At 41.2% G+C, this 13,286-nt stretch carries 12 protein-coding genes; 6 read left to right on the top strand and 6 right to left on the bottom strand.

The window, feature by feature from the left end:
• The first annotated feature begins 3 nt into the window (after positions 1-3).
• Positions 4-978 carry a type I phosphomannose isomerase catalytic subunit gene (locus NBH06_RS03760; protein WP_021891233.1) on the top strand — a complete coding sequence of 325 codons (975 nt, stop codon included), beginning with the start codon at positions 4-6 and terminating at the stop codon, positions 976-978.
• 36 nt (positions 979-1,014) lie between these two features.
• On the opposite strand, the gene nth is transcribed toward NBH06_RS03760, so the two are convergent.
• From nth to pheS, 3 genes are read right to left on the bottom strand one after another with little or no spacing between them, the layout of a single operon-like run.
• Complete coding sequence (nth, locus tag NBH06_RS03755) at positions 1,015-1,671, bottom strand: endonuclease III (protein ID WP_008861969.1); 657 nt, start codon at positions 1,669-1,671, stop codon at positions 1,015-1,017.
• A gap of 4 nt (positions 1,672-1,675) precedes the next feature.
• Positions 1,676-2,071, bottom strand: a complete 396-nt coding sequence (gene crcB, locus NBH06_RS03750) for a fluoride efflux transporter CrcB (protein WP_155012514.1) — start codon at positions 2,069-2,071, stop codon at positions 1,676-1,678.
• A gap of 11 nt (positions 2,072-2,082) precedes the next feature.
• Positions 2,083-3,102, bottom strand: a complete 1,020-nt coding sequence (pheS, locus tag NBH06_RS03745) for a phenylalanine--tRNA ligase subunit alpha (protein ID WP_008861971.1) — start codon at positions 3,100-3,102, stop codon at positions 2,083-2,085.
• A 137-nt stretch (positions 3,103-3,239) separates the two neighbouring features.
• Here pheS and tilS point away from each other — a divergent pair, with 137 nt between their 5' ends.
• The 5 genes from tilS (at position 3,240) to ybaK (ending at position 8,761) form a co-directional block, all read left to right on the top strand.
• A complete protein-coding gene (tilS, locus tag NBH06_RS03740; protein WP_250792830.1) occupies positions 3,240-4,610 on the top strand; it encodes a tRNA lysidine(34) synthetase TilS in 1,371 nt (456 codons plus the stop codon).
• Between the two features lie 197 nt (positions 4,611-4,807).
• Positions 4,808-6,880 carry a transcription termination factor Rho gene (rho, locus tag NBH06_RS03735; protein WP_021891236.1) on the top strand — a complete coding sequence of 691 codons (2,073 nt, stop codon included), beginning with the start codon at positions 4,808-4,810 and terminating at the stop codon, positions 6,878-6,880.
• Positions 6,881-6,996: 116 nt separating this feature from the next.
• On the top strand, positions 6,997-7,482 hold the full coding sequence (locus tag NBH06_RS03730) for a hypothetical protein (protein WP_021891237.1): 486 nt from the start codon (positions 6,997-6,999) through the stop codon (positions 7,480-7,482).
• A 7-nt stretch (positions 7,483-7,489) separates the two neighbouring features.
• Positions 7,490-8,179 (top strand): 2,3-diphosphoglycerate-dependent phosphoglycerate mutase, encoded by a 690-nt coding sequence (gene gpmA / locus NBH06_RS03725; RefSeq protein WP_155012513.1) that lies wholly within the window; start codon positions 7,490-7,492, stop codon positions 8,177-8,179.
• A gap of 105 nt (positions 8,180-8,284) precedes the next feature.
• Positions 8,285-8,761 (top strand): Cys-tRNA(Pro) deacylase, encoded by a 477-nt coding sequence (gene ybaK / locus NBH06_RS03720; protein WP_046409475.1) that lies wholly within the window; start codon positions 8,285-8,287, stop codon positions 8,759-8,761.
• Between the two features lie 130 nt (positions 8,762-8,891).
• Here the strand turns inward: ybaK and NBH06_RS03715 are convergent, their stop codons facing one another.
• The 3 genes from NBH06_RS03715 to NBH06_RS03705 form a co-directional block, all read right to left on the bottom strand.
• Complete coding sequence (locus NBH06_RS03715; protein WP_155012511.1) at positions 8,892-9,434, bottom strand: NUDIX hydrolase; 543 nt, start codon at positions 9,432-9,434, stop codon at positions 8,892-8,894.
• Positions 9,427-11,490 carry a DNA topoisomerase 3 gene (locus tag NBH06_RS03710; protein ID WP_250792828.1) on the bottom strand — a complete coding sequence of 688 codons (2,064 nt, stop codon included), beginning with the start codon at positions 11,488-11,490 and terminating at the stop codon, positions 9,427-9,429. The genes NBH06_RS03715 and NBH06_RS03710 overlap by 8 nt, the downstream gene beginning before the upstream one ends.
• A 126-nt stretch (positions 11,491-11,616) precedes the next feature.
• Positions 11,617-13,248 (bottom strand): DUF3823 domain-containing protein, encoded by a 1,632-nt coding sequence (locus tag NBH06_RS03705; protein ID WP_250792825.1) that lies wholly within the window; start codon positions 13,246-13,248, stop codon positions 11,617-11,619.
• Positions 13,249-13,286: the final 38 nt, after the last annotated feature.

Genomic DNA, 13,286 nt, shown 5'->3' with positions numbered 1-13,286 from the left:
GCTATGTATCCTTTGAAATTTGAAGACATTCTTCGTCCTATGATTTGGGGTGGAGAAGAAATCAGTCGATTCAAACAGTTACCCGAAGTTCACCCCGGTATCGGTGAAAGTTGGGAAATCTCACAAGTAGGCGAACGTGTATCGGTCGTTAGCGAGGGGGAAGATAAAGGGAAAACGATTACGGAGTTGATTAAGCGCGACGGGGCGAATTTGCTGGGGAAGCATGTCGCAGCTCGCTATGCCGATAAATTCCCGTTGTTGATTAAATTTATCGACGCACACGATAATCTCTCTATTCAAGTTCACCCCAATGATGAGTTGGCGATGGCCCGGCACAATTCATTTGGGAAAACCGAGATGTGGTATGTCATCGACGCTAAACCGGGAGCAGGCCTCTATTCGGGATTTTCTAAGCAAATAACTCCCGCAGAGTATGTAGAGCGAATCAAAAATAATACGATTACCGACGTATTGCAATTTCATGAAGTGAAAAGCGGCGATGTGTTCTTTCTTCCGGCAGGCCGTATTCATGCTATTTGTGAGGGAATATTGATAGCCGAGATTCAGCAAAGCTCCGATATTACTTATCGCATATACGATTATGATCGTAGAGATGCGCAGGGCAATGCCAGAGAGTTGCATATCGAGCAGTCTATCGATGCAGTCGATTTTAAAATGTATGATAATTTACGAACCGATTATGCGGCTAAAAATAACGATGCTGTCGGTTTAGTCAAATGCCCGTATTTCGAAACGAATTTAATCGAAGTGGATAAAAGTGTGAAGCGTTCCGTTTCGGGACATGATTCGTTCGTTATCTATATGTGTATGGGTGGAAAAGTGCGATTGACCGATAATAACGGTTACACGATATCTTTACATCAAGGACAAACCGCATTGATTCCCGCTACACTCTCATGGGTGACAATCGAGGCAGAAACTTCTGCGAAGTTACTCGAATGTTATATTCCCGAATAATGAAGTGTTTTTTATAAAAAGAATAATGCCGGAGAATTATTCTTCGGCATTATTCTTTTGGTTATGATTGTAATATTTGCAATATGGGCGGATTCCGCATTCCAAGCAATTGGGTTTGCGAGCCATACAAATGTAACGTCCGTGTAGAATCAACCAATGATGTGCGATGGGGAGTAGGTGTCCCGGAATATTTTTTACCAATGTTTTTTCTGTTTCGAGAGGAGTTTTTGAATGGTTGGTAAGTCCGATTCTGTTGGAGACTCTGAAAACGTGAGTATCGACAGCCATCGCTTCTTTGTTAAATACGACCGATGCTATGACGTTGGCTGTTTTTCGGCCCACTCCCGGTAATTTTTGCAAATCTTCTATTTCGGAAGGTACGACACCGTTGAACTGTTCGATGAGTGTACGAGCCATTCCCACCAAATGTTTCGATTTGTTATTGGGATATGATACGCTTTTAATGTATGTATAAACTTCTTCCGGTGTAGCTGCGGCCAGATCTTGTGGAGTAGGGAATGCTTCGAATAGAGCCGGGGTTATCATGTTTACCCGTTTGTCGGTACATTGTGCCGACAGAATGACTGCAATCAGTAATTGAAATGGGTCGTGATATTGCAATTCGGTTTCGGCGATAGGTTTGTTTTCTTGAAACCATTTAATGACTCCGGCATATCTTTCTTTGGTAGTCATGGCGTTATAAAAATTTTATCATATGAAGACTATATTTCGCTAAGAAAAATCCTCCGAAAACGGCAATAATACCTCCGAGATTAGTACCGATGATATAGAATAGGGCACTGTGGACTTTCCCTAAATTCAATAGATTCATCGTTTCCAAAGAGAATGAGGAGAACGTGGTAAATCCACCTAATAATCCGACGAATAAAAAAGCTCTCAGATTAGGTGAAAAATCAAAAGAATAACAAAAAGCCCAAAGTATCCCGATGATAAAAGAGCCTGCTAAGTTTACGCATAATGTTCCCCACGGATAAGCCGAGAAAAGACGTTGAATTTCCGAAGCGATAAAAAACCTTGCAACAGAACCTATGCCTCCTCCCGCGAGAACACAAGCGACTTTACAAAACTCCATTCACATAAATTTTAATGAGCCGATTCGAATTCTTCGAGGAAACGTACATCGTTCTCAGAGAACATTCGTAAATCTTTGACTTTATATTTCAGATTGGTGACTCGTTCGATACCCATGCCTAATGCATAACCGCTGTATATTTTACTATCTATGCCACATGCTTCGAGGACATTGGGGTCTACCATACCGCAACCCAGAATTTCGACCCAACCGGTATGTTTGCAAAATGCACATCCTTTACCCCCGCAGATATTACAGGATATATCCATTTCGGCAGAAGGTTCGGTAAACGGGAAATAAGAAGGACGGAGTCGAATTTGAGTTTCTGATCCGAACATTTCTTTGGCAAAATAAAGCAACGCTTGCTTCAAATCGGCAAAAGAAACATTCTTATCTATGTATAAGGCTTCTACTTGATGGAAAAAGCAGTGTGCCCGGTAAGATATAGCTTCGTTGCGGTAAACACGACCCGGACAAATGATGCGGATAGGGGGTTGGGAGTGCTCCATCGTTCTTGTTTGTACAGACGAGGTGTGTGTGCGAAGAAGAATATCGGGAGAACGTTGTATAAAGAATGTGTCCTGCATATCGCGAGCCGGGTGGTCTTCGGCAAAATTCAATGCTGAGAACACATGCCAATCGTCTTCGATTTCGGGACCTTCTGCAATTGAAAATCCCAAACGGGCGAAGATATCGCATATTTCGTTTTTTACTAAGGAAAGCGGGTGTCTCGATCCTAACGGAATGGGGTAGGCTGTTCGTGTCAAGTCTATATTTTGAGATTCCGAATGGGTATCTTCGAATTCGCTTTTCAAGGCATTGATTCTTTCTGTTGCAAGAGTCTTCAATTCATTCAGTTGTTTTCCTACTTCTCTCTTTTGTTCGGCGGCGACAGTTCTGAAATCATTGAAAAGTTGAGAAATTTCTCCTTTTTTACTTAGATATTTTATACGAATATTCTCTAAATCTTCTGATTTAGAAACTTTTAATGCCTCGATTTCTGCTTTGATACGTTGGATTTTTTCAATCATACCTGTATAATTCTTATTTTTAAATGCAAATTTAATAATAAATGACTTCTTTTTGGGTGGATTTTTGAGAAATATTTTTTTTGACGAATAAAAAAGGGAATCTGCTGAAAAAATATTCCTTTATTACTAATTTTGTTATGAATTTAAGAAGTAACGATATGTCTGTCTCTCCATTTTTACAAAGTATACACGAGTTTGTCGAGGATAAAAAACTTTTAGACAAATCTGGCCCTGTTATCGTTGGTGTGAGCGGAGGAGCCGACTCTATTGCGTTACTTCATGTCTTGAAGAGTTTGGGATATTTGTGTATAGTTTGTCACTGTAATTTCAATTTGAGAGGTGAAGAATCTTTGCGGGACAGGAATTTTACTCGGCAGATAGCTTTTGAGTGGAATTTGCCGTTCGAGGAGATTTCGTTTGATGCTTCATGTTATGCGATGACCAATAATGTGTCGGTCGAGATGGCTTGCCGCCAACTGCGATATGATTGGTTTGAAGAGAAAAGGAAACAATATCGGGCACAGGCGATAGCCGTGGCCCATCATCGGGACGATAGTGTGGAAACCCTGTTGCTGAATTTAATTCGAGGAACCGGGATTGCCGGTCTTACGTCGATGAAACCACGTAACGGATTTGTTGTGCGACCGTTGTTGACCGTTTCCCGTAAAGATATAGAATCGTATTTGTCGGAACATGGGGTGTCGTATGTGGTCGATTGTACCAATTTAGAATCGGTTTATATCAGAAATAAAATTCGATTACAAGTATTGCCTTTGTTACGTTCGATCAATCCGTCGGTTGACCATTCCATATATTCTTCTATTTTGAATTTGAGGGAAGTAGAATCGGTCTATAAAGCGGCTATACATGAGCAGGAGCAAAACGTGTTGGAATATAAAGGTGAATATATTTATATTCCGGTGGAGAAACTGAAACAGCTTCCGTCGCCTAAGGCTTTCTTATTTGAATTTTTGACTCCTTACGGCTTTGTTTCCGAACAGATAACAGAGATAATATCGTCTTGTGGCGGTATTTCTGGGAAGGTGTTTTTATCTCGGAATTACAGAATCGTTAAAGACAGGGAATATTTGATATTGGAATCACAGGAAAGAGAAGAGGCCGGGACTGTGGTAGAGAAAATCGAAAGTCTCGAAGAATGTGGAGCTTTGTTACACGGAAATTTATCGTATCGATGTCTGGACAACGATGAAACGTATTGTTTCTCTCGTGATAAATCCTATGCTTGTTTCGACTTGGACAAACTTGTATTTCCGCTAATTATTCGCCGGTGGGAGACGGGAGATCGTTTTACCCCCTTTGGAATGAAAGGCAGTCGTAAATTGAGCGATTATTTTAGAGATAGAAAATATTCTCTAATCGATAAAGCCAATGCTTTGTTGCTATGTTCGGGAAATACGATAATATGGATATTGGGAGAGCGCGCGGCCGATGGATATCGAGTGACTGCGGATACAAAGAGAATAATCGAATTTAAATATGAAAAATAGTTAAATAATAAACTTATTTTTACATTTCTTGTTTTGTTTGACAAATCGGCCGTATATTTGTACGGTGAAATTGCGTAGTGAAATTCTGTACGCAGTAAATTCAAAAATCCAATAATTATATTTGTTCTTTCAGCCAGTATGAGTAATCATGCAGGTAGCTTTAATAAATATAAAGTGTAAATCATATTTATTTATTCATGTATAATATTTTAGAATTGAGCGCTAAAACTCTTGACCAGTTGAAAGTGATAGCTGCTGAAATGGGTATCCAAAAGATTGATGGTATAGAACAAGAAGATCTTGTCTATAAAATTCTTGATCAACAAGCTATTGATATGGCAAGTAAAGCTGCCGCTAATCCTCCTGCTCCGAAAAAGAGAGGTCCTAAACCTAAGAAAAATAAAGAGAAGTCTGTACTTGAAAAACCGAATGAACTAGAAAGTAAATCAAATACAGAGCCTACACCGTCTCTATCTGTGGAATCGACAGGAGTGGAAGATACGAAAGAGGTGAAAAAGAAAGGCAGAAAGAAAAAAAGCGATGTAACGAGTGAAACCTCGAAAAAAGAAGATGCAAAACAGGATAATGTTACAGAAGTAAAAGATATTCCTTCTATTATAGAAGAGACTGGGTTATCTTCTCATCCCGCTTTGAAAGAGCCGGTAGCCGAACTATTTGAGAATTTAAAAGAAAGCTCTATGGCGTTGGTGGAAAATAACGGTTCCAATGAAAACGAAGAGCTTCCTCAGCAAAGTACACAAGGAGGGCAACCCAAACAACGCAAACGGATACAAAAGAAAGCTCTTCCGGCTGAATTGATAAATGAAGCTCAAAACACACTGCAAACACCCTCGCCTTCTGTTCCGGTTACAACGCCTTCCACCCCGGTAGAAAACAAGCAACAGGAAATTATTCAACAACAGCCCGCTACCGCAAATCAAGGACAACAAGCACCGTTGCCTACATCGTCGTTACAGACATTCTTCCCACATAGCGAAAAGCAAAGATTTGTTCCGAGAGGACAGCGCACATTCGTCCCACAGAATAGGAACAGCCAGAATAATGCAGGAAATAACAATGGGCAAAACCAAAACTCGAATAATCAACAAACGTTTGTCCCTGAGCCGAAACCTGTCGAGAGACCATACGATTTCGATGGAATATTGACAGGTGTGGGGGTATTGGAGATGATGCCCGATGGGTATGGATTTCTTCGTTCGTCCGACTACAATTATTTGACTTCTCCCGATGATGTCTATGTTTCTCAATCGCAAATAAAGTTGTTTGGTTTGAAGACGGGCGATGTCGTTGAAGGACCTATTCGTCCTCCTAAGGAAGGAGAGAAATATTTTCCGCTGGTGAAGGTGGAGAAAATAAATGGTCGCACACCCGAATATGTTCGAGACCGTGTCCCGTTCGATCATCTTACTCCTCTTTTCCCCGATGAAAAATTTGATTTGACGAGTGGAAAATACTGTAATTTATCTACTCGTGTGGTCGATATGTTTTCTCCTATCGGTAAAGGACAGCGTGGATTGATCGTTGCACCTCCTAAGACGGGTAAGACCGTGTTGTTGAAAGATATAGCCAATGCTATCTCTGAGAATCACCCGGAGGTTTATATGATTATATTGTTGATCGACGAGCGTCCCGAAGAGGTTACCGATATGGCCCGTAGTGTAAAAGCCGAGGTTATCTCATCTACTTTCGACGAGCCGGCCGAACGTCATGTGAAAGTGGCTAGTGTCGTATTGGAAAAAGCCAAACGTATGGTTGAATGTGGTCACGATGTTGTCATTCTGTTAGACTCCATCACTCGTTTGGCGAGAGCTTATAATACGGTTTCTCCGGCCTCCGGTAAAGTGCTCTCCGGTGGTGTCGATGCCAATGCGTTGCATAAGCCTAAACGCTTTTTCGGTGCGGCTCGTAATATAGAGAACGGGGGAAGCCTTACGATTATCGCTACTGCTTTGACCGAGACCGGTTCGAAGATGGACGAGGTGATATTCGAGGAGTTCAAGGGAACGGGTAATATGGAGTTGCAGCTCGATCGGAAATTGTCTAACAAACGCATTTTCCCGGCTGTTGACATCACGGCATCGAGTACTCGTCGGGACGATTTGTTGTTACCGAAAGACACACTCAACCGTATGTGGATATTGCGTCGATACTTGTCCGATATGAATTCGATAGAGGCAATGGAATTTATGCGAGACCGTATGGAGCGTACTTCTTCGAATGAAGAACTTTTGCTGTCGATGAACGATTGAGTATCGTAATAGATATAAAAAGAAGGCCGGTGAATTGGAATTTTCACCGGCCTTCTTTTTATATGGACCAAACAAAGTGAACAGGGCGTGTGTTATATGAATAAATGTATAAGAAAATGGAGATACCCTCGATACAACTGAGTTTGGAACATATAGAGGAGTTAGATTTTACCTGTCCTGCGGCAAAAAAATCGATAAATATAGGAAAAGAGATTATTCCGGTTAAGTTTGTGGTAAATATTTATCCCGATGTTAAACGGGATTATTTTAAGTTGATAACAGGAGTCCGTTATATTCGTCGTCGTAATTTTATCGGTCAAGAACTTCTTTTTTATAGAATCGCTGTGGTTTATAAAATTGAGAAATTGAGGGATTTTGTTAAGCTCGAAAACTCCCAAGTCATAGTTGATACTCGGTTACTTGCATTGTTATTGAGTATATCAATCGGGTCGATGAGAGGAATGTTGGCACTACGTACACAAAATACAGTATTCAAAAATTATCCGTTACCTCTGATAAATGTATCCGAAATATTAACTTCCATGAATATAACCGATTCTGAGGGTATTGGGGAGAATCTGAATATATATTACAATAATTGAATCCTCGATGAATAAATTGATTTTGCTCCGGCATGGAGAGAGTATATGGAATAAGGAGAACCGATTTACGGGGTGGACAGATGTCCCATTGTCTGAAAAGGGGAGAGATGAAGCTCGTCGGGCAGGAGAGTTGTTACGGAGTTTTTCCATATATCCCGATATTTCGTTTACATCTTTGTTAAAGCGTGCTATTGTTACTCGCTTTTTAGTTATGGAAGAATTGGACAGGTTGTGGACTCCGGCATATAAAGATTGGAGGCTCAATGAACGACATTATGGTGCGCTGCAAGGCTTGAATAAGTTGGAAACATCTGAGAAGTATGGGGCGGAGCAAGTTCATATTTGGCGACGGAGTTATGATGTCAGACCTCCGCAAGTAGGAGACGAGGATCTCAGATATCCGGCTCATGATGCCCGTTATCAGATGGTTCAAGAAAAACTGCTACCTCATGGTGAATCGCTTGAAGATACTGTTCATAGAGTGTTGCCTTGTTGGAAAGAGCGTATTTTGCCAGAGGCTGAGAAAGGCAAAACGATACTGGTTGCAGCTCATGGAAATAGTTTGAGGGCCTTGATAATGATGCTGCAAAATTTATCGCCTAAACAAATTGTCGATGTAGAAATACCCACGGGAAAACCTTTAATCCTTGAATTAGGAAAAAATTTAACGGTTATGAATCAATACTATTTGGGGTAAAATAAACAGCATGGGCTGTGGTAGTAAAATCTTTTTTAGCTTCCATGATATATTCTTTTTCGGTTTTCTGTAAATAGCTATATTTGTCCGATTATTGATTTAGGTATGAAGACGAATAAGACGAATGCGGCTCGGCTGTTGGATAGGGCGAAAATACCATACGAATTGGTTCCTTATGAAGTCGACGAGAATAATTTAGCTGCTACTCATGTTGCCGAACAACTGGGTGAGAATATAGAACAAGTATTCAAGACTTTGGTATTGCGTGGCGATAAACACGGGATATTCGTTTGTGTGATTCCGGGCGACAAAGAGGTCGATTTGAAAAAGGCTGCCAAAATATCGGGAAATAAGAGTGCCGAGATGATTGCCATGAAGGAACTGTTGCCGACTACCGGATATATTCGGGGTGGTTGTTCTCCCATTGGCATGAAGAAAAATTATCCTGTATATATTCACGAAAGTTGTTTGTCACATGACCCTATTTATATTAGTGCCGGACAACGAGGATTACAGATAAAAATAGCAGCCGGGGCTCTTATAGAGTTTGTTTCAGCGGAGGTCGGAGACCTTGTCGGTTAATCTTGGTACACGATATAATTCGGTGTGGATTAATCCACAGGGAGTAAAATGTCTTGTCCATATAAGATGAGGTAAAAAAGACTTATAGAACCCGAAGGGGGATACATAGGTGTGAACAGAGTCTTCGTCTTTATTCACAATCTTTTTTCATAGTTCCCTGTTTAATGGCTCGGATAAGCCGGGATTCTATGCGGAGAAATTCTTGTTCGAAATTAGGAGTGAAGATTCCTTTCCCCATATTTTCATGTATTTCTGAAAATGTCCAGAACTTTCCGTCGTCGATTTCGACTGGATCGATTTGTATTTTTCCGGTATATACCGTATAGAATGTGTTTACCATCTCGCGTTCCCGATCCGATTCGAAGATATAAGTAAGCACATGTATCGGAATGAAATGCGTGATTCCCAACTCTTCGCGAACTTCTCTTGCCAACGCTTCTTCGACGGTCTCCCCGTAATCGATATGACCGCCTACGGCCGTATCCCATTTGCCGGGTTGAATGTCTTTATTCATCGATCGCTTTTGAAGATACAACTCCCCGTCGTTATTTATAATATGTAGGTGGACTACCGGGTGGAGCAATTTCGATCCGTTGTGGCATTCACGGCGGGTCGCTTTTCCTATTGTGTTACCTTGTTCGTCTATCAGAGGAAACCATTCTTCTTTATTCATGATTCAAATGAGTATTCGGGTTATAGTCTTGAATACGTTTTTGCAGCGTTTCTTCATCGAGAGGGTTCCCGGCTTTGTCGAATGGCAACCTGAAACCGCATCCTTCTTTCCATCGGCTGCATCCGTATGCCGTCTTTCCCTGTATGATATGGCCGGTGTGGCATACGGGACATGATAAAAGTTGTTCTTTTGGTTTCTTCTCCGTAGATGTTTTATTTGTTGTTTTTTTCTTCCCGGGTTTGGCCGATGTCGTCGATTTTTTCTTCGGTTCCTCCGGTGGTGGAGCAGCTGTGATTTTGCCGGAATTGTCGCTTAGTACGTACAAAACGATTTCGCCCACCATTTTTTTCAGTTCTTCCAGAAAATCGGCGGCACGATATTCGTTGCGTTCTATTTTACGCAATTTGTTTTCCCAAATACCGGTCAATTCGGCCGATTTTAGCAACTCGTTGCGAATAGTCCCGATTAGCTCCACTCCTGTTTGAGTGGCAACCAGATTCTTCCTTTCTTTACGGATATAGTGGCGTTTGAACAGCGTTTCAATAATGGCGGCTCTCGTGGAAGGACGTCCGATACCGTTTTCTTTCAAGGCATCTCTCAGTTCTTCGTCCTCTACCGATTTTCCAGCCGTCTCCATAGCCCGCAATAATGTGGCTTCGGTATACGGTTTGGGAGGCTGGGTCCATTTTTCTGCCAAAGAAGGTGTGTGCGGGCCGGTTTCACCTTTGGTGAAAGCAGGCAAGGTGCTTTCCGACTCTTCGTTATTTTCTTCTTTCCCGAATACGGTTCTCCACCCCGGAGATAAAATTTGTTTTCCCGTGGCTTTAAATTCGATTTGATTTACCTCGCCCAGTACGACCGTATTGGAAACGATACAATCGGGATAGAATGCCGCAATAAATCTTCGGGCCACTAAGTCGTACACTTTTTGCTCTTCGCCGGTGAGGTTGGTTGCCTTTACGTTCGTGGGAATGATGGCATGGTGATCGGTCACTTTGGAGTTGTCGAATACCTTTTTGCTCTTGGGAATCTTCCCGGTCGAAAAGGGGGCTGTTAATGTTGTGTAAGCTGTTAATGCCGACATTATGCCCGGAACCTTCGGATATATGTCGTCGCTTAGAAATGTAGTGTCGACACGAGGGTAGGTGGTTACTTTTTTTTCGTAAAGCGACTGAATGATTTTCAAGGTGTTTTCAGCCGAGAAAGAGAATTTTTTATTACACTCGACTTGAAGGCTGGTTAAGTCGAATAATCTCGGTGGAGCTTCTTTTCCTTGTTTGGTCGTTATATCGGTAACCGTGAAGGGGAATCCCTCTATCTTTTGTAGAAATTCTTTTCCCTCTGCTTCGGTTTGAAATTTCCCTTTGGTAACGGCGAATGTCGTTTCCCGATATAAGGTTTTCAATTCCCAATAAGGTTGAGGAACAAAATGTTCGATTTCGAGTTGACGGTTTACGATTAATGCCAAAGTGGGAGTCTGTACCCTCCCGATGGAAAGGACTTGACGGTTCTGTCCATATTTCAACGTGTAAAGCCGGGTAGCGTTCATTCCTAACAACCAATCGCCGATAGCCCGTGAAAGTCCGGCAAAATAAAGAGAGTCGAATTCTGTTTGAGGTTTGAGATTTTGAAATCCCTCTCGTATGGCTTCTTCTGTCAAGGACGATATCCAAAGGCGGTAGACCGGGCATTTACAAGCAGCTTTTTGCATAACCCATCGTTGAATGAGTTCCCCTTCTTGACCGGCATCACCACAGTTTATGACGGCTTCGGCGTTGGACATGAGCGATTCTATGATACCGAATTGTTTTTCTATACCCCGGTCGGAGATTAATTTAATCCCGAATCGGGTGGGTATCATGGGCAGGGATCTCAATGTCCATTGTTTCCACGAGTCGGTATATTCATGAGGCTCTTTTAATGTGCAGAGATGGCCGAAAGTCCAAGTCACCTGATAGCCGTTTCCTTCGTAATATCCGTCATGTCGGTTTTTTGCGCCTACTATATCGGCTATTTCTTTGGCTACACTGGGTTTTTCGGCTATACAGACTTTCATTATATTGTTTTGTAGTTTAAACGAAGAAACAAGGAATGACAAAATCCGTTTTTCCGGTCGTGTCTTACTGTTGCTCATTTCCGAATGCAAAGTTACATTTTTATTTTCATTCTTCGTAATATCCGGTCAATGGCCTTGTAGAGATTGGGGCTTGTAAGAAAAATTTGTCTGGTCGATGACTTTTAGGAGTCTGCGGTCGGTAATCGGGGCGGTAAATTCTTTTATTTCAGTTTCAGTCAGTTTCCTGTCGAGGGAGTGTATAAGCCTGATGATCGAGCGGGCATTAATAAGTTGGCAAGTGAAATCGGTAGATGGTCCGAAATAGGTTTCGTATGTTTGTTTTCTGAGTGCTCGGAGTTTCTCTTCTCTCATGGAAATTTGTTCTTTTTCGGATTTTTTGTTGAACGACTCTATGGTTCTTTCTACATTATCGGGTGGCGTTTGGATCTCTCCGAATACAAATTTCAGAGTTTCTTTTTCGGTATTTGATAAGTTTATATTTCGCTTTTCGAGAGCTTTTATAAAGTCTGAATATTCCCAATTAGGAGGTGTCGTCATGGCTCTCCAACTTTCCAATAACATTAAAAAAGGCAGGTAATATTCCGAAGTCGTAGATAGAGGGTCATTCATGGCGGAAATGCCTGCGAATGATGTATAATCTATATTTTTAATACTATATTCGTTTATAGTATCTTTATCTATAATCTTCATATATACAAATATATGATAAATAAAATTATAGTAATTATTTAGAATTGATAAATGATAAGATGTATTGGATATTTCTCCTTGATTATATTTCGAGTTTATATATTCAAGTTTTGCTTTAAATTTATTTTCTTCCGAAGTATAATATTTTTGTGTTGAAAGGGTGTTTAGGCTTTTTATCCAATCTTCCGTTTCTGAAATGTTTTTTAATCGTATTTTCCTTAGTTCGTAATTGATTCGGGCATTCTTACCTCGGTATGTCGAGTGAACGCAGTTTTGTTCTATTCCTCCTGAATATCGATAGGGAGCGAATAATTCGTCCAAGTACGTTTCTATGTAAAGCGTATCTGTTGGTTCGATATAAAAAGGGATATATCGATCCCCCAAAATTAGTTTTTGTTGGATTGGATAGTGTGTAGGGATTTTTGCGGAGAACGAACCGTCTGGTGCGATAGGAATGTTTATTTCGGTCTGTTTCCCGGAGAACAGATCGTCCTGTATGATTTTCCCGTCGGGTAAATTCAACCGTTTGTGATATCCGACGAATTTACCTTGTAGTATAGCTGTGTCGAATGTTATTGCTGGTGTAGCAGATCTGTATATAGGGTTGGGTTGTGGATATATGGAAGTCTTGTTCCTTTTTTCGGTTAGAGATAAACCTATAATTCTGATTTCGTTGGATTTTTGATTTCCGATGATATCGACCTCCGTTAAGGACGGAGGGAGTGCAGGAAAATCCATTTCTATATGGATCGTACTGTCGCTATCGAATTGGAAAATTCGGTCGAAGTCGACACCGTCTATATCCCGTACTTTCCCAGAAAACCGTTTTATACTGTCTTGGACGACCCAATCGTCGTGTATGGTGAGAGACGTATGTGGTAGTTGTTTTAGCGTGATGTACATTCGGCTTACGGTGTCTCGTAATAGAATGCTGTCGACTGTTACAACCGGCGTATTTCGAGCGACCCAGTTCGGGTTGGTTATTATTTTTTCTGCATGAAGCGAAGATATGAGCAGAGGTAGGAAGAGTGATAAAAAAGCTCTCATTAGTGATTCGTTATATGTGTTATAGCGAATGAACAAAT

The sequence above is a fragment of the Barnesiella sp. B2-R-119 genome (assembly GCF_023656675.1).
In the GTDB taxonomy this organism is placed as follows: Bacteria; Bacteroidota; Bacteroidia; order Bacteroidales; family Barnesiellaceae; genus Barnesiella; species Barnesiella intestinihominis.
Note: the sequence above shows the minus strand (reverse complement) of the source record. Positions and strands in the feature narration are given on the sequence as shown.